Source organism: Acidovorax sp. A1169 (genome assembly GCF_030704685.1).
In the GTDB taxonomy this organism is placed as follows: domain Bacteria; phylum Pseudomonadota; class Gammaproteobacteria; order Burkholderiales; family Burkholderiaceae_C; genus Acidovorax.
In genome coordinates this window covers 306,027-326,211 of the sequence record NZ_JAUZDX010000004.1, presented here as the reverse complement: position 1 = coordinate 326,211, position 20,185 = coordinate 306,027, and the positions used below count along the sequence as shown (strand labels likewise).

General features: G+C 68.5%; 16 protein-coding genes. 10 read left to right on the top strand and 6 right to left on the bottom strand.

Going from position 1 to position 20,185, the window contains the following annotated elements:
- Nucleotides 1-263: 263 nt before the first annotated feature.
- The 3 genes from imuA to QYL93_RS09925 are packed head-to-tail and all read left to right on the top strand — an operon-like array spanning nt 264 to nt 5,862.
- Nucleotides 264-1,094, top strand: coding sequence for a translesion DNA synthesis-associated protein ImuA (gene imuA / locus QYL93_RS09935; RefSeq protein ID WP_305743497.1), 831 nt, complete (start codon nt 264-266; stop codon nt 1,092-1,094).
- Entirely contained in the window at nt 1,054-2,586 is a 1,533-nt protein-coding gene (locus tag QYL93_RS09930) for a DNA polymerase Y family protein (protein ID WP_305743496.1), read from the top strand. The genes imuA and QYL93_RS09930 overlap by 41 nt, the downstream gene beginning before the upstream one ends.
- 12 nt (nt 2,587-2,598) lie before the next feature.
- On the top strand, nt 2,599-5,862 hold the full coding sequence (locus tag QYL93_RS09925) for an error-prone DNA polymerase (RefSeq protein WP_305743495.1): 3,264 nt from the start codon (nt 2,599-2,601) through the stop codon (nt 5,860-5,862).
- Nucleotides 5,863-5,871: 9 nt separating this feature from the next.
- Here the strand turns inward: QYL93_RS09925 and QYL93_RS09920 are convergent, their stop codons facing one another.
- The 3 genes from QYL93_RS09920 to QYL93_RS09910 form a co-directional block, all read right to left on the bottom strand.
- On the bottom strand, nt 5,872-6,387 hold the full coding sequence (locus QYL93_RS09920) for a M23 family metallopeptidase (RefSeq protein WP_305743494.1): 516 nt from the start codon (nt 6,385-6,387) through the stop codon (nt 5,872-5,874).
- 96 nt (nt 6,388-6,483) lie between these two features.
- Nucleotides 6,484-8,862: an AsmA family protein gene (locus QYL93_RS09915; RefSeq protein WP_305743493.1), complete on the bottom strand. Its 2,379-nt coding sequence runs from the start codon at nt 8,860-8,862 to the stop codon at nt 6,484-6,486.
- Nucleotides 8,863-8,997: 135 nt separating this feature from the next.
- The gene (locus QYL93_RS09910) at nt 8,998-9,969 is read right to left on the bottom strand and encodes a YafY family protein (protein WP_305743492.1); all 972 of its coding nucleotides are present in this window, start codon (nt 9,967-9,969) and stop codon (nt 8,998-9,000) included.
- 102 nt (nt 9,970-10,071) lie between these two features.
- On the opposite strand from QYL93_RS09910, the gene QYL93_RS09905 reads away from it, so the two are divergent.
- Complete coding sequence (locus tag QYL93_RS09905) at nt 10,072-10,731, top strand: LysE family translocator (RefSeq protein WP_305743491.1); 660 nt, start codon at nt 10,072-10,074, stop codon at nt 10,729-10,731.
- A 51-nt stretch (nt 10,732-10,782) separates the two neighbouring features.
- Nucleotides 10,783-11,694 carry an RluA family pseudouridine synthase gene (locus QYL93_RS09900; protein WP_305743490.1) on the top strand — a complete coding sequence of 304 codons (912 nt, stop codon included), beginning with the start codon at nt 10,783-10,785 and terminating at the stop codon, nt 11,692-11,694.
- Here QYL93_RS09900 and QYL93_RS09895 read toward each other — a convergent pair whose 3' ends face one another.
- From QYL93_RS09895 to QYL93_RS09885, 3 genes are read right to left on the bottom strand one after another with little or no spacing between them, the layout of a single operon-like run.
- Nucleotides 11,695-12,375, bottom strand: a complete 681-nt coding sequence (locus tag QYL93_RS09895; RefSeq protein ID WP_007856893.1) for a GntR family transcriptional regulator — start codon at nt 12,373-12,375, stop codon at nt 11,695-11,697.
- Nucleotides 12,376-12,425: 50 nt separating this feature from the next.
- Nucleotides 12,426-13,190, bottom strand: coding sequence for a glutathione S-transferase family protein (locus QYL93_RS09890; RefSeq protein WP_305743489.1), 765 nt, complete (start codon nt 13,188-13,190; stop codon nt 12,426-12,428).
- A gap of 14 nt (nt 13,191-13,204) precedes the next feature.
- Complete coding sequence (locus QYL93_RS09885; protein ID WP_305743488.1) at nt 13,205-14,188, bottom strand: quinone oxidoreductase; 984 nt, start codon at nt 14,186-14,188, stop codon at nt 13,205-13,207.
- A 131-nt stretch (nt 14,189-14,319) separates the two neighbouring features.
- On the opposite strand from QYL93_RS09885, the gene QYL93_RS09880 reads away from it, so the two are divergent.
- From QYL93_RS09880 to QYL93_RS09860, 5 genes are read left to right on the top strand one after another with little or no spacing between them, the layout of a single operon-like run.
- Nucleotides 14,320-15,363 (top strand): ABC transporter substrate-binding protein, encoded by a 1,044-nt coding sequence (locus tag QYL93_RS09880; protein WP_305743487.1) that lies wholly within the window; start codon nt 14,320-14,322, stop codon nt 15,361-15,363.
- Nucleotides 15,356-17,077, top strand: coding sequence for an iron ABC transporter permease (locus tag QYL93_RS09875; RefSeq protein ID WP_305743486.1), 1,722 nt, complete (start codon nt 15,356-15,358; stop codon nt 17,075-17,077). The genes QYL93_RS09880 and QYL93_RS09875 overlap by 8 nt, the downstream gene beginning before the upstream one ends.
- Before the next feature lie 21 nt (nt 17,078-17,098).
- Nucleotides 17,099-18,160, top strand: coding sequence for an ABC transporter ATP-binding protein (locus QYL93_RS09870; protein WP_305743485.1), 1,062 nt, complete (start codon nt 17,099-17,101; stop codon nt 18,158-18,160).
- A 23-nt stretch (nt 18,161-18,183) separates the two neighbouring features.
- Entirely contained in the window at nt 18,184-19,380 is a 1,197-nt protein-coding gene (locus tag QYL93_RS09865; RefSeq protein WP_305743484.1) for a CaiB/BaiF CoA-transferase family protein, read from the top strand.
- Entirely contained in the window at nt 19,377-20,183 is an 807-nt protein-coding gene (locus tag QYL93_RS09860; protein WP_305743483.1) for an enoyl-CoA hydratase, read from the top strand. Before QYL93_RS09865 ends, QYL93_RS09860 begins: the two co-directional genes overlap by 4 nt.
- Nucleotides 20,184-20,185: the final 2 nt, after the last annotated feature.

The window sequence follows — 20,185 nt, the reverse complement described above, 5'->3', positions numbered from 1 at the left end:
TCCCCGAGTTTTCTGCCGTTGTGGGTCATGAAGCCCGCGCAGCCTGGACCAGCGCTCTGGCGGGTGCCAATGACCTGCAGGAATGCTCTGAAAAGCCACCACGCGACCCGGAATCGGGTACGATAACTGGATGAAAACACAGTATCTGACTTTCATCCCGGGCTCCATGCACAGGCATGCCCTGACCAGGGCCCTGGTGCGTCCGCAGCGGTTTTCCGCCGTCGCCTGACCTCTGCGCATGTCCCCACTCGTTTGCCCCTCCCATGTCCGCTGTCCCCCTCCGTTCTCTGGCTGCCAGCGCAGCACCACGTCTGGCAGGCGTGTGGCTGGCCGACCAGTTGGGCACAGCGGCCATGGCACGGGTGCAGGCCACGGGGCATGCGGGGCTCGATGCGCAGTTGCCGGGCGGGGGCTGGCCCGTGGGTGCCATGACCGAGGTGCTGCAGCCGGCGGCGGGCCTGCATGTATGGCAACTGGTTCTGCCAGCCCTGGCCCAGGCCACGGCTGCGCGGCCGGGGGCCGTGGTGCTGGTGGCGCCGCCCTATGAACCGTTTGCACCGGCCCTGCGTGCGGGTGGTTTGGATGCGGCGCGGCTGTGCCGTGTGCAGACCGTTTCGGCCGCGCAGGCCCTGTGGGCGGCCGAGCAGGCCCTGCGCTGCCGCGATGTGCAGGCGGTGCTGGCCTGGCTGCCGCAAGCTGCCCCTGAATCGCTGAGGCGGCTGCAGCTGGCGGCTGCGCAGATGGGGCAACTGCTGTGGGTGTTCCGCCCGGCCAGGGCGCGCCAGCAGGCCTCGCCCGCGCCGCTGCGGCTGTGGGTCGAGGCCGTCGATGGCTCGGGTGGCGCGCAGATACAGGTGCAGGTGCTCAAGCGCCGTGGGCCGCCCATGGAGCAGCCCCTGGCGCTGCCTGCCAGCCAGGCGGCCCTGGCTCGGGTGCTGGCGGCGTCGGCAGCGCGCGGGGAGGGGCGGCGTGCCCCACAGCAGCCAGCACGGCCTGCCGTAGTGCTGCCATTGGCGGCGTGGCGGGATCGCCTGCCAGGAGGGGGTGTGCAGCATGCACTGGATCGCATGGCCGTTGCCGCCAACCCCCACTGACAGCGACGTCAGCCCTGGCGTGGCATTGCCGTCGGCCACAGCAACAGCCACAGCCGGGCCGCGCCAGCCCTTGCCGCAGGCCCCGCATGAGCACTGGTGGGCGCTGCAGTTCACGCCGCGCGTGGCGAAGGTGGAGAGCGAAGCTTTGTTGCTGGAGGTCTCGGGCACCGAACGCCTGTGGGGCGGGCGCGAGGCATTGCTGGCGCAATTGCAGCTGCGCAGCCCCCCATGGCCCGCCGATCCGCCGGCGGCAACGGGTAACCCATCGCAAGGACCTGTGCAGCAGGAATGCCCTGCCGCCAGATGCCCAACCCCTTTTGCCGAGGCGTCCACCTCGCTGCAGGCCCTGGCCTTGCTTCGTCTGCAACTGGCAGGCCAGCCTATGCCTCGGCTCTTGCCCGATGGCCTGCCGTTGCACACCCTGACGGCGCTGCACCCGCACCTGCCGAGCCTGGCGCGCATGGGCTGCCGCACCTGGGGCGCCTTGCGCGCATTGCCGCGCGACGGCGTGGCCCGGCGCCTGGGCGCGGCCGTGCTGCTGGCGCTGGACCGGGCTTATGGCGACATCGCCCACAACCACGCCTGGGTGGAGTTGCCCGAGCGCTTCGAGCTGACGGCCGAGCTGCCCGCGCTGGCCACCTCGGCCGATGCGCTGCTGTGGTCCGCCAGCCGCCTGCTCTCGGCCCTGCAGGCCTGGCTGCAGGCACGCCAGCAGGGTGTGCTGGCACTCGAGCTGGCCTGGCGGCACGACCTGCGCCGGGTCGATGGCGTGGCCATCGCACCCTGGCATGCACTGCCCGTGCGCACGGCCCAGCCCACGCACGAGCTGGCCCACCTGCGCCGCCTGCTGACCGAAAACCTGGCGCGCACGCCCCTGGCTGCGCCGGCCAACCAGATCACGCTGCGCGCGCTGGAGACTGCGCCCTTGCCCCATGCCAGCACCAGCCTGCTGCCGCCCGACGGATCATCGGCTGCGGATGGGGAGGGCGAGGCCTGGCACCAACTGGTCGAGCGCCTGTCGGCCCGCCTGGGGGCTGGCCAGGTGCAGTCCGTTACCCTGCTCGCAGACCACCGGCCCGAATGCATGCAGCGCTGGCAGCCCATGGCGGCCAGCGCGCCGGGGGGCGCGCTGGCCAAAGTGCTGCAGGGCGAGCATGCGCCCGAGGCCGTGCTGTGGCCCACCTGGCTGCTGCGCACGCCACAGCGCCTGGCCATGCAGGGCCACCGGCCGTGCTACCAGGGGCCGCTGGGCCTGCTGGCCGGGCCGCACCGCTTCGATGCCGCCTGGTGGGAGGAGGGGAGCTGTGCCCAACAAGCGGATCGGGTTGATGACGGCCAAGGTTTGCAAGGCCGCAGCGGACTGGTGCAGCGCGACTACTTCGTGGCCCTGAGCCCTGCGGCCGGACGCGTCTGGATCTTTCGTGAACGGTTGGCGCATGCGCCTACCGGGGCGTCGCGCGACCGCTGGTTCCTGCAGGGCCTGTATGCGTGATGGAAATGCACCATGACCCACATCCTTCCTGATCGTCCACCGGCCAGTCCCGCCGCACCACTGGTCTTGCCGGACTATGCCGAACTGCACTGCATCTCCAACTTCAGCTTCCAGCGCGGCGCCTCGCAGCCCCAGGACTTGGTGGAACGCGCGGCCGAGCTGGGCTACCGTGCCCTGGCGCTGACCGACGAATGCTCGGTGGCCGGCGTGGTGCGGGCCCATGGCCCGGCCAAGGAACTGGGCCTGCAGTTCATACCGGGCAGCGAGTTCGCCTACCCCGGGTTCCGGCTGGTGGCGCTGCCGCGCAACATCGAGGGCTGGGGCAACCTGTGCGAGTTCATCAGCGCCGCACGTCGCACCGCGCCCAAGGGCGCCTACGAACTGGGGCCGGTGTCCGAGGTGGCACAGCTGCAGGACTGCGAGCTGTTGCTCATCCCCGACCGCAGCGTGCAGCATGCAATGGACACCGCTGCACTGCTGGCCTGCGTGGAACAGGCGCAGGCCAGCTTTGGCCAGCGCTTCTGGCTGGGCGTAGAGCTGCTGCTCGGGCCCGACGACGACCTGTGGCTGGCCACCTTGCAGCAGGTGTCGCGCCAGACCGCCGTGCCCCTGGTGGCGGCAGGCGACGTGCACATGCACCTGCGCTCGCACAAGCCGCTGCAGGACGTGATCACCGCCGTGCGCCAGGGCTGCACCGTGGCCGAATGCGGCTTTGCCCTGCAGCCCAACGCAGAACGGCATCTGCGCCAGCGCGTGCGCCTGGCCGGTATCTATCCGCCGGAGTTGCTCTCGGCCACGCTGCAGATCGCGGCGCGCTGCACCTTCAGCCTCGACGAGATCAAGTACCAGTACCCCTTGGAGGCCGTGCCTGAGGGGATGGCGCCGGCTGAAGGCTTGGCCTGGCTGACCTGGGAGGGCGCGCGAGGCCGCTACCCGCAGGGCGTGCCGGACAAGGTGGTGGCGCAAATATTGCGCGAGCTCGCGCTGATCGCCGACTGCAAGTACGAGATGTACTTTCTCACCGTGCACGACATCGTGCGCTTTGCGCGCAGCAAGGGCATCCTGTGCCAAGGCCGGGGCTCTGCCGCCAACTCGGCCGTCTGCTATTGCCTGGGCATCACCGAAGTGGACCCCGAGCGCACCAAGCTGCTGTTCGAACGCTTCATCAGCAAGGAGCGCAAGGAGCCGCCCGACATCGACGTGGACTTCGAGCACAACCGGCGCGAGCAAGTCATCCAATATGTCTACACCAAGTACGGCCGCGACCGCGCCGCCATCGCTGCCGTGGTCACCAGCTACCGCACCCGCAGCGTGCTGCGCGACGTGGGCAAGGCGCTGGGCGTGCCTGCGCAACTGGTCGATGCCTTTGCCAAGGACCACCACTGGTTCGATGAGGAATTCGCGGCGCACCGCCTGCAGGAGATGGCGCAGGACATGGGCGAGCACCTCGGCCTGCACACGGCCGAGCTGTGGCTGCAGCTGTCGGCCCAGCTTAAGGGCTTTCCGCGCCATCTGAGCCAGCATGTGGGCGGCTTTGTGCTCACGCAGGGGCTGCTCACGCGCATCGTGCCGGTAGAGAACGCCGCCATGGTCGACCGCTCCATCATCCAGTGGGACAAGGACGACCTCGACGACATGGGCCTCATGAAGGTGGATGTGCTGGCCCTGGGCATGCTCAGCGCGCTGCGCCGCTGCCTGGACCTGCGTGCCGATCTGCGCGGCGAGCGCTGGTCGCTGGCCCAGGTGCCGGCCGAAGACCCTGCCACCTACGACATGATCTGCGCCGCCGACACCGTGGGCGTGTTCCAGATTGAAAGCCGCGCCCAGATGAGCATGCTGCCGCGCCTGCGGCCAAAGGTGTTCTACGACCTGGTGGTGGAGGTTGCCATCGTGCGGCCGGGGCCCATCCAGGGCGGCATGGTGCATCCCTACCTGCAGGCACGCGAAAAGCAGCGCAAGGGCGAGCCCTTGAAGCTGGAGAGTAAAGAGCTCGGTGAGGCATTGGAGCGCACGCTGGGCATTCCCATCTTCCAGGAGCAGGTGATGCAGATCGCGATGATCGCCGCCAAATTTTCCGCATCGGAGGCCGATGCGCTGCGCCGGTCCATGGCCGCATGGAAACGCACGGGCGGGGTGCACCATTTCGAGAAGCGGCTGATCGACGGCATGGTGGACAACGGGTACAAGCTGGATTTCGCCCAGCGCGTCTTCAAGCAGATGCTGGGCTTTGGCGAGTACGGCTTTCCCGAAAGCCATGCCTTCAGCTTTGCCCTGCTGGCCTACAGCAGCAGCTGGCTCAAATGCCATGAGCCTGCGTGCTTTCTGGCGGCGCTGCTCAACTCGCTGCCCATGGGCTTTTACACCGCTTCGCAACTGGTACAGGACGCGCGGCGCCATGGCGTGCGCGTGCTGCCCATCGATGTGACCTGCAGCGACTGGGAGTGCACGCTGGAGGGCACGCCCGAAATGCTGCAACCCGCCAAGGGCCTGCCCGCACCACCGCTGCCCCAGCCCGCAGTGCGCCTGGGCCTGCGCCTGGTGAGCAGCCTGGAGACAGCGGCGGCGGAACGCTTGGTCGAGGCCCGTGTGCAGGGCGGCCCCTTTGCCAGCACCGAAGACCTGGCCCTGCGCGCGCGCCTGAACCACCAGGACATGCAGGTGCTGGCTGCGGCCGACGCGCTGGCCCGCTTGTCGGGCCACCGGCGCCAGCAGATGTGGGACGCCTGCGCCCAGCACACCGCACCGGCCCTATTGCGCGACGTGCCCGTGCACGAGGCCCCGCTGCAGCTGCCCGAGGCGCCTGAAGGCGAGGAGATTCTGTTCGACTATGCGGCCACCGGCCTCACCTTGCGCCGCCACCCGCTCTCGCTGCTGCGCAACCGGCTTGCGCGCTGGCGCCTGCTCACGGCGCTGCAGCTGCGCAACGTGCCCGATGGCCGGCTGGTGCGCGCCTGCGGCATCGTCACCGTGCGCCAGCGGCCGGGTTCGGCCAAGGGCACCATGTTCGTCACGCTGGAGGACGAAACCGGCCCCGTCAACGTCATCGTCTGGCCGGCCATGGTGGAGCAGTGGCGCGACGCCATCCTGCGCTCACGCCTGCTGGCCGTGCAGGGGGTGTGGCAGTGCAGCCGGCATGGGGAGGATGAAGAAAGAGGGAAAGACGTCGCAGGCGAAGCCTTCGTGGTGCGCCACTTGGTGGCCCAGCGCTTCAAGGACCTGACGCCGCTGCTGGGCCGCATGGCGAACGCACTCGATGGCAGCCGGGACTTTCATTGAGCGCTGCGGCTACGGCTCTTTCAGGTAAGCCCCTGGGTCAATGAAGAAGGCTTTCTTGTACCCCTGGGTCGCCCCATCGATCTTCCACGGCGCAGGCAGCAGCCGCACGATGGAATAGTGCAGGTGCGGCGGCTTGCCCTGGGCATTGCCGCTGGCCCCCAAGGTGCCGATAGGGCTGCCCGACGCCACCGGCGCCAGCGCATGGGTGCTGATGCGGTCCAGGTGGGCGAAGTAATGAAGCCGCCAGCGGGGGCCGAGCACCAGCACCACCTTGCCGCCCTTGGCGATCTCGCCGGTGAAGAGCACGATGCCATCCGTGGTGCTGAGCACCGGCGTGCCCGCCTTGCCGAAGATGTCGATGCCCTTGTGCACGCCCGAAGTGCCCCAGGGCTCGAACCAGAACGACTGGGCATTCCAGTCCTTCGTGGAGGCTCCGGCCACGGGAATGCGGATGCGTTCAGGGGCGATCAGGCCAATGAACAACAGCCCGAGCAGGGCCAGGCCCACGGATTGGAGAGTCTTCATGCAGAGGGATGTGCACCGCATCGACCATGCAGCGCCCCGGTGAGCAAAAGGGAGGATTATTCCCGCACTGCGCCTGTCCAGACACCGTATGCGGGCTCAGCGCGCTGGCCGCTGCCGGCTGGCGGCATCCCGTGCGGGCTGCGATGCCGTACCTGAAGCGCCCTCGGCACCCGGCTTCACAGGCTCCTTGGCCAGGTCCAGCAGCGGCTTGCAGTAGGTGTCGTCATCGGCGGCTGGTACGGTGACCGGTATCAGCGCCAGGGCCACCGGTGCCGCTACCGCCGCCACCACCGCAGCGCCCGCGCGCAGCAGCAGCGGTCCGGGTTCCACCCCTACATCGGGGTTGCCAAAGGTGCCCTTGACATAAAGCGGCGTGCGCAGCGAGAAGAACTTCCACTCCAGCGATTCGGGCTTGATGCGCAGGTTCATGGCTTCCGTACCCAGGTCAATGGTGCCGGTGGCCTCGATCACTGCATCGTCGGTGCTCATCTTCACCACGCGCGTCTGCGCCAGGCCATCGACCACGGTGAAGTCGGCCACCGCACAGCGCAGGCGTACCTCCTTGTCATCGCCGAACAGCTTGCCCACGATGATGCTGCCCACGTTCAGGGAAGCCAGGTCCAGCATCTGCTTGCTCAGCGTGCCCTCGCGCACATACAGGCGCGCCTCTCCCGTGCCCTTGCCCAGGAGGTCGGCCACGTTGTTGCCGCTGCTGCGCAGTGCCACGGCGCCATCCATGCGACCAAAGCTTTTTTTCATCAGTTCCACCTTGGGGAACAGTGCGGACAGCTGAAGTCCTTCGACCTTGCCGCGTATCTGTGCCTTGAGGGGGGGCGTGCGGCCATCGATGATGACCTCTGATTCGATCTTGCCCTTGGCCACGCCAAAGGTCAGCGGCGCGAGCCTGAGTTGCGCGTTGTCCATCACCGCCCGCAAACTCAGGTCTTCCAGCGGCAGGCTTTCGGATCGGATGATGTGCTCTCCCTTGAACGCGATGTCCATGTCCATGGCACTCCAGCGCTCGGCCGCAAAGTTGGCGTCCGGCAGCACCTTGCCATCGGTCTTGCCACGGTGGGTGTTGCTGGCCTTGGCGGTACCCAACGCCGGTCCCAGGTCCGCCAGGCGCAACTGGCTGGATGTGACTCTGCCCATGAGTTTGGGTCGCGGCTTGCCCGAGGTGTATTTCAGGTCGCCCTGCAGATCGCTCTGGCCCACCTTGCCCCGAAAGTCGCTGTAGCTCCACACGGCGCGTTCGGGTTCCAGGCTGCCGGTCAGGCGCCCGCGCGTTTCGAACGGCGGCGTGCTGGGCAGCACCAGGCCCGTTACCTCGTACAGGTCGGCCATGCTGTAGGCCTTGAGCATCACGTCGAAGTCCATGCCCGACAGCGCCCCGGGGTTGGCCAGAATGCCTTCTGCCGACAGCGCCGCGCTGCCTGCGGTGGCTTCGATCTGCAGCGGGTAGTTGACCACCTTGTCGCGCAGGCTGATCACCTGGCCGGCCCGGCCGCTGCCCTCAACCTGTGCCTTGGCAATGCGGCCCTGCAGCTTGAATTGCAGACCATAGGGCACGGACGTGCCGCCGCTCGCGCTGCTCTGGCTGGCCACCACATCGCGCGACGCCGCAGCTTCGGCCGAGGAAGCCGCCGCCGACGCGGGAAGGATGGATGCCTTGGCCGCCTTCGCGCTGCCTGCCTGTGCAGGATCCACCGGCTCCGTGGTGTTCACCTGGGCCTGCAGGTCCACGTCCTTCTGGGCATCGGCATAGGCCAGCAGCCCCTGGTTGACCACCAGCCGGCCCACGTCGAAGGTCCAGGGGCTCTTGGGGTCGTCTTCGTCCTTGTGCTTGAAGGTCCAGTTGTTGCTGCCGTCCTTGGTGCGGGCCAGGGCGATCTCCGGGTCGGTGAGGGCCACGGTGTCGATGGCCAGGTGGCGCGAGAGCAGCGGCAGCAGGCTGATGGAAGCGCTGACGCTGCCGATGTGGGCCATGGTCGCGGTGCCGGGCAGGGTGGCCGGGGGCGGCGCTGTGGATGCCGATCCCTCCGATGCAGCACTGGCAGGGGCTCGTGCCGCAGTGGTGCTTGCCCCCTTGTCCTTGCCTTTATTCTTGTCATCGCCACTGAACGGGGGCTCGAACCCTGCCGGGTTGTCCATCACCAGGCGCTCGGCCTTCACCGTTACGCCAGGCACCCAGCGGCGCCAGCCTTCTTCCAGCGGCTGCGGCCAGCGCCAGGCGGCCGACAGGTCGCCTTCGATCTCGAAGCGCCGGCCCGCGGCCTCGCTGACCTTTTCATTGACCAAAGGCTTGTAGCGGTTCCAGTCCATCAGCGACATCACCACGCCGACAAGGACGGCCAGGCCCACGAGCAGGCCTGCCAGCACAAGCACCCACTTCACCGCCCGGTGCAAGGGCATGCGGGCAAGGCGGCCGGCCGGCGGAGGCGGGTTGGGCATGTCGGTCGATGGCGTGGCGGGCATGGGGGCAGGTGTCATCCAAAAGCGCGAAGATCGGAGCACTTGCTGCAGGCCAGCGGCCTGTTGGGTGCGATTGGGGCGATGCTAGCCCGCAACTGCCTTGCCAGGGCACCCGCGTAACCAACTGCAGCCCTTGTCCTACAGCCCTGGCGCGGCGCTGCCAGCCCCTGCCTTGCGCAGCAAGGCATGGGCGCATTCGGCCAGCGCATCGCGCAGGGCCGGCGGGTGCAGCACTTCAAAATCGAAGGACAGGCGTGCCAGTTGCCGTGCATACCAGGCGAGGTCGTCGACCTGGCTGTGCAGCAGCACGCCACCTGCCTGCGGCGCAAACAGGCCGATGGCATCGAACAGCTCTTCACGCGCCGTGGCCAGGTCGGTGTGCAGCAGCACCTGCACGCTGAACGCGCGTGGCAGCGACGCCACGCCCAGCGCCAGGTGGCGCACAGCATCGAAATCCTCGGGCACGCCAAACGATGCGGGTAGCGGCTGCACGCCCTGCATGCGGTCGAGCCGGAACGAGCGCAGCCCGCCGCGCAGATGGCAATGCCCCACGGCATACCAGCGCCCGCCGCGCCAGGCCAGGCCATAGGTGTCGAAGGCGCGCTCGGTCAGCTCGCCCTGGGGCGTGCGGTAGGCCAGTTGCACGCGCTGGCGCGCATGGGCCGCTGCACTCAGGGTGAACAAAGCCTGGTTGTCGGCTGGCACGTCGGGGTGCGCCAGGTCCAGCTGCACTGTGTCGCTCAAGGCGCGAATGCGGCGGCGCAGCGGCTCGGGCATCACGCGCTCGAGCTTGGCGCGGGCGCTTTCCACGGCCGGCGCCGCCTCGGCCAGGCCCAGGCGGCGCGCGGCCAGCAGGCCCACCGACAGGGCCAGCGCCTCGTCGTCGGTGAACACCATGGGCGGCAGTTTGAAGCCTGGCATCAACCGGTAGGCGCCATATCGCCCGCGCTCAGCCACCACCGGTATGCCCAGGTCTTCGAGTTTGCGGATGTAGCGGCGCAGGGTGCGGCCATCCACCTCCAGCCGCTGGGCCAGCTCGGTACCGCTCATGGCGCCGCGCGCCTGGAGCAGCTCCAGCACGCTGAGCACGCGGGTGGTGGGAGAGGTCATGGGGCGATCATGCAACCGAATCAGGGCCGATTGTGTCCTGATTCATCCCTACATTGGCCCACAGGCGGCTCCGCATCCGGGGCTGGATGGGAGGGTTTGGCAATGGACTGGGCAATCGATTCTCTGGCGCTGCAGCACACGGCGCACCTGTGGCTGTTCTTCGTGGTGCTGCTCGGCGTGGTGGCGCTGCCGGGGCTGGACATGGCCTTCGTCATGGCCAGCTCGCTGGTGGGCGGGCGCCGCGCCGGCCTGGGTGCCGTGGCAGGCATCGTGGCCGGGGGCGCCTGCCACACGGCCATGGGGGCGCTGGGAGTGGGGGTGGTGCTCAGGCTGTTCCCGACCGCCTTCAACGCGCTGCTGTTGGCGGGCGCAGCCTACGTGGCCTGGATGGGGTTGGCGCTGCTGTGCAGCCGCTCGGCCTTCGATGGCGCGGTGCACACCCGCCAGCGTCCGCTGGCGGCCACCTTCGGCAAGGCGGTGCTTACCTGCCTGATGAACCCCAAGGCCTATGTCTTCATGCTGGCCGTGTTTCCGCAGTTCCTGCGGCCCGAGCACGGCCCCATCTGGGCCCAGGCCCTGGTGATGGGGCTCATCATCGCCGCCACCCAGGCCGGGGTTTACGGCGTGGTGGCGCTCGGTGCGGCCCAGGCCCAGCGCAGCCTGCAAGGCAACCCGCAGGCCAGCGTGTGGACGGCGCGGGCCGTGGGTGCCTTGCTGCTGGTGGCCTCGGCGTGGACGGCATGGGAAGGCTGGCGGCTGTAGCCTGCCAACAGCCGGGCCGCGCGGGGTGGATGCCTTCTAGAATGCGCCACCATGCACAGCCTCCACCATCCCTTTGCCCCGCCCATGCGCGACGGCGTGGGCGCCAGTTGCGTGGTGCTGCCCACCCACGGGCAGGGCAGCATGCTCGACTTCCTGGCCCAGCGCCTGCCCGCGGTGGACCGCGCCGCATGGCAGGCCCGCATGCAGGCCGGCGACGTGGTGGACGAGCGTGGTGCCCTGGTCGAACCCGCCCGCCCCTTCGAAGGCGGGCTGCGTGTGTACTACTACCGGCACCTCGACGACGAGCCCGAGGTGCCATTCACCGAAACCGTGCTCTACCAGGACGAGCATCTGCTGGTGGCCGACAAGCCGCACTTCATGCCCGTCACGCCCTCGGGCCGCTACCTGCAGCACACGCTGCTGGTGCGCCTCAAGCGCCGCCTGGGCCTGCCCGAGCTGTCGCCCCTGCACCGCATCGACCGCGACACGGCCGGGCTGGTGCTGTTCTCGGTGCAGCAGCGCACGCGCGGCGCCTACCAGGCGCTGTTCCGTGACCGCACCATCACCAAGCACTACGAGGCCGTGGCACCCTGGCGCGGGGACCTGGACTTTCCGCGAGAGCACCGAAGCCGCATGGAAGAGAGCCCCCAGTTCTTTCGCATGCACGAGGTGCCGGGCGAGCCCAACAGCCACACCCACATGGAAGTATTGGAGAGGAGGGGCGACTGGGCGCTGTACCGCCTGTCGCCCATCACCGGCAAGCGCCACCAGTTGCGCTTGCACATGGCGGCGCTGGGCCTGCCCCTGCGCAACGATGCGTTCTATCCGGTGGTCAACGACCCGCCCGAGGGGGACTACTCGCGCCCGCTGCAGTTGCTGGCACGCTCGCTGGAATTCACCGATCCGCTCACGGGCGATGGCCGGCAATTCGCCAGCCGGCTGCAGCTCAATACACTGGATTGATCAGCCGCGCGGCACGCTGCCCCGGGCCACGGCATCCACGTAGACGTTGCCGCCGCTCGAGATGTGCCGGCACATGTGGCGGTCGGCCGCATCCTCGTCACCGTCGAGGATGGCCTTCATGATGTCCTGGTGCTCGGCTAGCGAGTTGCGCACCCGGTTGGGCCGGTCGAACAGAGAGCGCTGCGGGTGCCGCATGCGCAGGCGCATCTGTCGCAGCTGGCGCGCCAGCACCTCGTTGAGGCTGCCGTCGTAGATGGTCTGGTGGAACCAGCGGTTGGCCTCTTCATAGGCCACGGAATCGTCCTTGGCGGCCGCGGTCTCGCAGGCCTGGAAGGAGGCCTGCAGGTCCCGGCGCAAGGCCGCCGGCATGCGCCGCGCCGACAGGCGCGCGGCCAGGCCTTCGAGCTCGGTGAGCATCTCCAGCATGGCCACGTACTCGGTCAGTGAAAGGGTCGCGACCACCGCGCCGTGGCGCGGCACCATCTCCACCAGGCCGGCGGTGGCCAACTGCTGGATGGCCTCGCGTGCCGGGGTGCGCGAGACCTCGAAGCGCTCCATCAGTTCCTGCTCGTCGATGCTGCAGCCGGCATAGAGCTTGCCGGAGATGATCTCTTCCTCCAGGGCCTCGCGGATCTTGTCGCTGAGGTTGACGCGGGGCGGTGTTGTGGTAGTGGTGGCCATGTTCGTAGAGGCCGAATGATAATGCGCGGGCGGCGGCATCTTGGCCTGGCTCAGGTGCTTATGGTGGCCGCGCGTTGCCGCTCCTGCAGCACCTCGCCAAACAATTGCAGGCGCGCTGCGGTAAACGCCGGGCGCTGCTGCATGGCCTGCCACCAGCGGTGCACGAGCGGGTGGGAAGATTCGGCCAGCGCTGCGGGCTCGATCTCCGCAATGCGCGCGATGAAGGGCGCGGCGGCAATGTCCGCCAGCGAGTAATTTGCGCCCATCAGCCACGGCGAAGAGGGTGCCAGCATGCCTTCCATGCGGTCCACCAGCAGCAGCAGCTTGCGCAGGGCCTCGGCCTTTTCCTCCTCGGTATAAGGCTTGCGGGCAATACGCACCCAGGCCTCGCGCCGCTCGGCCGTGGGAATGCGCGCCAGCTTGTCCTGCAGCTCCTGGTCGCTCCACTGCTGCGCGGTGGACTGCAGCATCAGGCTCCAGTTCAGGATCAGCAGGTGGGGCAGCGATTTCTCGTCGGTCCAGCGCACGAAATTGCGCATCTGTGCCAGTTCGTAAGGATCGGCGGGGCGCAGCGGGGGCTCTGGGGCAATGTCGTCCAGGTACTCGCAGAGGGTCGAGCTTTCGTGCAGGAAGCGGCCGGGCGATATTTCAAGCGCCGGCACCACCCCATTGGGGTTCATGGCCAGGAATTCGGGTGCGTGCTGTTCCTGTTTGCTCAGGTCCACGGCCACGCTCTCGTAGGGGATGTTCTTTTCGGCAAGGCACAGGCGCACGCGGCGCGAGGCGCTCGACAGCCAGGCATGAAAGAGTCTCATGGTGTTTCGGTGCTTCAAGGGATGAAAACGGGTGCGCCGGTGGTGGCGCGGCTTTCCAGGTCGCGGTGCGCACGCTGCACCTCGGCCAGCGGGTAGCGCTGGCCTATTCCCAGCCGCACATGGCCGTCGCGCACGGCATCGAAGAAGGCCTGGGCCGACGCGCGTAGCTCGGCCGGGTCGGCCACGAAGCTGCGCAGGGTGGGGCGGCACACGCTGAGCGATTTCGCATGCAGGATCTGCAGGTCGAAGGCTTCCACGTCGCCCGAGGCCGTGCCGTAGTTGACGGCCAAGCCGCGCGGGCGCAGGCACTGCAGCGAGGGCAGGAACACGTCCTTGCCCACCGCGTCGTACACCACGCCCACCCCCACGCCACCGGTCAGCTCCAGGGTGCGCGCCACGAAGTCCGCGCGGCGGTAGTCGATCACGTGGTGGCAGCCATGCGCCAGCGCCACCTCGGCCTTGGCGGCCGAACCCACGGTGCCGATCACCGTGGCGCCCAGCGCGCGCGCCCACTGCGACAGGATGAGCCCCATGCCGCCTGCGGCCGCATGCACCAGAACCGCCTCGCCGGGGCGCACCACGTACAGGCGGCGCAGCAGGTACTCGGCCGTCAGGCCGCGCAGCAGGTTGGCGCCCGCAATGTCCTCGGGTATCCAGTCCGGCAGCGCCACCACGCGGTGTGCCGGCACGTTGCGCGTGACCTGGTAGGCCCCCGGATGCAGGTAGGCCACTGCCTGGCCCGGCGCGAAGGCCGTGACGCCCGGGCCCACTGCCTCCACCACGCCTGCCCCTTGAGCACCGGGGGTGATGGGGAAGGGCGTGGCCGAGTGCGGGCCGTGGCCGCCGCGGCGCTGGTAGATGTCCGCGAAGTTCAGGCCGATGGCCGTCTGGCGGATCTGGACTTCGCCCGAGGCGGGTGCGGGAACGTCGACTTCCACGGCTTCAAGCACGTCGGCCTCGCCGTGGCGGTGGAAATGGATGGAGGGGCTTTTTGACATTGCAGCGCCATTAGAGCTTTTGAATCGGTCGTAAAAAATACATACAAACCATTAGTGTATTTTTATAAATGTTCTGTGCATACTGAAAAAAGGCCGACACCGATCGGTCACCAACGATCAGGAGACAACCCATGTTCTTGCGCAGACGAGAGTTCGGTGTGATGGCGGCCAGCGCACTGGCCTTTCCCGCGATAGTCCGGGCGCAGGCACCCGCCCTGGCAGCCCTGCACGATGCCGCCCGCAAGGAGGGCGAGCTCACCTGGTACACCGTGCCCCAGACCTCCGAGGTCGCCGAGAAGATGGGCCGCACCTTCACGGCCAGCTACCCGGGTGTGAAGGTCAACGTGGTGCGCACCACGGCGCAGGTGGCCTACCAGCGGCTCAACCAGGATCTCAAGGCCGGCACGCCCAACTGCGACGTGTTCACTTCCACGGACCTGGCGCACTACGTGGACCTCAAGGGCCGCAACCTGCTGCTCAAGTTCCTGCCGGCCGCCGTCGCCCGCCAAGACAAGCGCGTGCAGAACATGGACCCGGACGGCTACTTCCACGCGTCGAGCTGCTTCATGATGGGCCTGGTCTACAACACCCAGAAGGTCTCGGCCGCCGCTGCCCCCAAAAGCTGGGCCGACCTGCTCGACCCGAAATGGAGCGGCGCTGCCCTGGTGGCGCACCCCGCCTACAGCGGCGCGGCCGGTGCCTGGTGCATCGAGATGCGCAAGCTCTACGGCGACGACTTCTTCAAGAAACTGGCAGCCAACAAGGCGCACGTCAGCCGCTCCACCATCGACGCGGTGACGGCGGTGATTTCCGGCGAGTCATCCGTCTCCGCCGGTCCGATGAGCCTGGCCGCGCGGTCGGCCTCCAAGGGCAACCCGGTGGCCACGCTGGTGCCCAAGGAGGGGCCGGTGCTGATCCTTTCGCCCACGGGCATCCTGGCCAACACGCGCCGGCCCAATGCCTCCAGGCTGTTCATGGAGTGGATGCTCGGCAGCGAAGACACCGAACGCATCTCGGTCGAGGAGTTCAGCGTGCCGCTGCGCGCCAACGCCAAGCCCGCGCCCGGCGTGATCGGCCTGGGCGACGCCAATCCGCTGCTGGCGCCCACGCCGCCGCAGATGGTCGCGCAGATCCCCAAGGTGATCGATGCCTGGCGGGAGGCCTTCGGTGTCTGACGCCATGGCGCTCCATCCACCCGCCGTGCGCCGTGCCGCCGGCCGCCTGGGCGATCCTTCGGTCTGGCTGTTCGGTGCCCTCATCGTGGTGCTGGTGCTGCTGGTGGCCAACCCCATCCTGCGCCTGGTGTGGGACAGCTTCCACACCGCAGACGGTCAGTGGTCGCTACAGAGCTACGTGCAGGCACTGGGCCGCGGCCGCCATCTGCAGGCACTGCTCAACTCGCTGTACCTGGGGATTGCCGTCACGGCCATCGCGCTGGCCCTGGGCGTGCCGTTGGCGCTGGCCGTCTCGCGCACCAACATGCCTGGCCGCGGCTTCACGCACCTGAGCGTGCTGGCGGCGTTCGTCATGCCCAACTTCCTCGGCGCCATCGCCTGGATCCTTCTCGCTGGCCCCAATGCCGGCTGGCTCAACCGCCTGGTCGTGGAGCTGACCGGCGTGCTGAAGGGGCCGTTCAACATCTTCAGCTTCTGGGGCCTGGCCTTCGTCATCGCGCTCTACACCTACCCGCTGATCTACGTGTTCACCAAGTCGGCGCTCGACCTGGTGTCCACCGAGCTGGAGGATGCGGCGTCGATCCACGGGGCCGGCAAGTTCCAGACCATGGCGCGCGTCACCTTGCCCTTGGTGCTGCCGTCCATCATCGGCGCGGCCATCCTGATCTTCCTGGAGGCGATTGCCCTGTACGGCACGCCCGCGCTGATCGCGATCCCCGCGCGCATCAACCTGGCCACCACGCAGATCGTCTCCTTCTTCCAGTACCCGTTGCAGGTGGAGCAGGCGGCCGCGTTCTCCATGCCCATCCTGCTGCTGACCATCGTGATGCTCATGCTGCAGCGAAAGCTGCTGGCGCGGCGCGGTTATGTCTCGGTCTCCGGCAAGGGCGGCGAGCGGCGGCCTTTCGACATCGGCTGGTGGAAGTGGCTGCTGCTGGCGTACTCGGGGCTGGTGGCCCTGCTCTCGGTGGTGATGCCGCTGGCCATCCTCCTGCTGGCATCGGTGTCCAAGGCCTGGGGCAAGGGCCTGGCGCTGGACAACCTCACATGGGACAACTTCTACGGCATCTTCTTCGAGCAACTCACGGTGCGCTCGGCCATCGTCAACACGGTGCTGTACTCCGGCGCCACGGCACTGGTGTGCGTGGGCATGGGCATCTGCATCGCCTATGCCACGCAGCGGCGCATCACGCCGTTCCCGGTGCTGGTGCAGTTCCTGGCGTTGGCGCCCGTGGCCGTGCCGGGGCTCATCCTGGCCATCGGTCTCTATGCCGCGTATGCCGGCCCGCCGTTCTCGCTGTATGGCATGGGGGTGCTGATCGTGATCGCCTTCACCACGCGCTTTTTGCCCATCGCGGTGGCGGCCAGCTCGGCGGGGGTGCGCGCCCTCAACCCCGAACTGGAAGAGGCCGTGCGCATCCTGGGCGGCAGCCGCATCACCGTGCTCACCCGGGTGGTGGCGCCACTGCTCAAGAAGACGCTGCTGGGTGCATTCGTGCTCGTGTTCGTAATCTGCACCAAGGAGCTGTCCACGGCGGTGTTCCTCACCGGGCCGGGCTCGCGCGTGGTCTCGGTGCTCACGCTGGACCTGAGCGAGCAGGGCAACTACGAGACGCTGGCCGCCATGGGCGTGGTGCTGGTGGTGATCGTCACCGTGGTCGTGGCCATCGGCATGAAGCTCGCCGGGCGCGACTTCATGCTGCGCCGGGGCTGATGAACTGAGGAATCAAAAAATATGTCCAAACTCGAACTCAAAGACCTGCGCAAGAACTACGGCAGCGCGTCCGTGGTGGATGGCGTCTCGCTGCAGCTGCGGCGCGGCGAACTCGTCACCTTGCTCGGCCCCTCGGGCTGTGGCAAGACCACCACCTTGCGCATGATCGCCGGCTTCATCGAGCCCAGCGCCGGTGCCATCCTGGTGGACGGGCGCGAGATATCGTCGCCCACGCGTTCGGTGGCGCCCGAGCACCGCGGCATGTCCATGATCTTCCAGAGCTATGCCATCTGGCCCAACATGACCGTGGCCGAAAACGTCGGCTTCGGCCTGCAGGTGCGCAAGACGCCTGCCGCCGAAACCGCGCAGCGCGTCAAGGAGATGCTCGACGTGGTAAAGCTCGGCCCCTACGCGCAGCGCTACCCGGCCGAGCTGTCGGGCGGGCAGCAGCAGCGCGTGGCTCTGGCCCGCGCCATGATCGTGCGGCCCGAGGTGCTGCTGCTCGACGAGCCGCTGTCCAACCTCGATGCCAACTTGCGCGAGGAGATGGCCGCGGAGATCCGCCGCCTGCACGACGAGTTCCGCTTCACCACCGTTTACGTCACGCACGACCAGACCGAGGCCATGGCCATTTCCGACCGCATCGCCGTGCTGCACCAGGGCCGCCTGGAGCAGATCGACACGCCCTGGAACCTCTACAACCGCCCGCAGACGCCCTTCGTCGCGGGCTTCATCGGCAAGACCAACCTGGTGCAGGGGGCGGTGCAGGGCGGGCACATGCGGCTCGACGGCCTGCCCGACGGCATTCCCCTGCAGGCCGGACTGGAGGGCGACCGCGCCAGCCTACAGGCCTCCATCCGCCCGCAGTCGTTGTACCTGGGCTCCGGGCCCGATGGCGCCGTGCCGCTGGGGGCCGTGTCGGTCGTGGGCCGCACCTACCTGGGCGAGTACTGGCACTACCTGGTGCAGCCCAGCGCGGGCGGCGCGCCGCTGAAGGTGCACGCGGCGCCGTCCCTGGTGCTGGAGATCGGGCAGCAGTCGATGGTGTACGTGGACCCCCACGCCGTGGCGGCGGTGCAGTGATGTCTTCGAGAAACGAATTGCCCATGCAAGCCAACCCTGCCAATACCGCCTTGCCGCTGTCGGGCTACCGCGTGCTCGACCTCACCATCGCGCGCGCCGGCCCCGTGGCCGTGCGCCTGCTGGCCGACTGGGGCGCCGACGTCGTGCGCATCGACCCGCCCGACCGCAAGCCCACGCTGGGGCCGCGCCGCGGCTCCGACGAGCAGAACCTGCACCGCAACAAGCGCAGCCTGAGCGTCAACCTCAAGACCGCCGAGGGCATGCGCGTTTTGCGCCAACTGGTGGAGCGCAGCGACGTGGTGGTGGAGAACTTCCGCTCCTCCGTCAAGGAGCGCCTGGGCCTGACCTACGAGGCCCTGTGCGCCGTGAACCCGCGCATCATCCTGGCCAGCATCTCGGGCTTCGGGCAGACCGGCCCGTATGCCGAACGGCCGGGGCTCGACCAGATCGTGCAGGGCATGAGCGGGCTGAGTTCCGTCACCGGCGAGCCCGGGCGCGGCCCCTACCGCACCGGCATCGCCATATCGGACACCACGGCCGGCATGTTCCTCGGCCAGGGCATCCTGCTGGCGCTGCTGCACCGCGAGCGCACGGGCCAAGGCCAGTGGGTGCACACCTCGCTGCTCGAAGCCATGCTCAACAAGCTCGACTTCCAGGGCGCGCGCTACACCGTGGACGGACACGTGGCGCGCCAGGAGGGCAACTCGCACCCCACGCTGGTGCCCATGGGCACCTTCGAGGCGCGCGATGGCCAGGTCAACATCTGCGGCCCGGGTGCCGCGATGTGGACCAAGCTGTGCGACTTTCTGCAGGCACCGCACCTGGCGCAGGACGAGCGCTACAAGGACCAGCCCTCGCGCCTGGCCCACCGGCGCGAGCTGGAGGAGGCCATCAGCGCGATCACCCGCCAGTTCGGCGTGGCCGAACTCGTGGAGCGCCTGAACCAGGCCGGCGTGCCCTGCGGGCCGGTTTACGACATTGGCCAGGCCTTCGAGGACGCGCAGGCAAGGCACCTGCGCATGACACGGCCCGCGCTGCATGCCGAGATGGGCGCGCTGCAGCTGCTGCGCTCGCCCATCAACCTGTCGGCCTGCGCGCATGCCGAGGCCTTCCACCGCGCCGCGCCCGATGCGGGGGAGCACACCGACGACGTGCTGCGCGAGCTGGGCTACACCGATGAGTCGATCAAAGCCCTGCGCAGCGAAGGGGCCGTAGCATGAGCACGATGGACCTGGGAACCCCGCGCATCCTGGCCGAGGTGCAGGGTGGCGTGGGCTGGATCACCTTCAACCACCCCGAGCGGCGCAACGCCATGTCGCTGGACATGTGGCAGGGCCTGGGCATCGCTGCCGAGGCCTTCGAGCGCGACCCGGCCGTGCGCGCCGTCGTCATGAAGGGCGCAGGCGGCAAGGCCTTCGTCTCGGGCGCCGACATCTCGGAGTTCGAGCAGCACCGGGCCGACGCGCAGCAGAAGCAGACCTACGACGCCATCGCCGCGCGCGGCCATGCGGGCCTGGCGGCGCTGAGCAAGCCGCTGATTGCGATGATTGACGGCTACTGCGTGGGCGGCGGCCTGGCGATCGCGCTCGCGGCGGACGTGCGCTTTGCTGCCTCATCCTCGCGCTTTGCCATCCCCGCCGCCCGGCTGGGGCTGGGCTACGACTACCGGGGCGTGGCCGCGCTGGCGCGCCTAGTGGGGCCGTCCACCGCCAAGGACATCCTCTTCAGCGCACGCTTTCTGGAGGCCGACGAGGCGCTGCGCGTGGGCCTGGTCAACTTCGTGGTGGATGCCGAACTGCTTGGCGAGCGCGTGGCCGCCTATGCCGCACAGATCGCCGCCAATGCGCCTCTGACCGTGCATGCGGCCAAACAGGCGCTGCAGGCTTTCGAGCACTATTCCGATGCGGCCGAAGGCGCCGATGCGGTGGCCGCCCTGGTGCTGCACTGCTTCGACAGCGAAGACTACCGGGAGGGACGCCGCGCCTTCCTGGCCAAGCGCGCTCCCCAATTCCAAGGCCGATGACA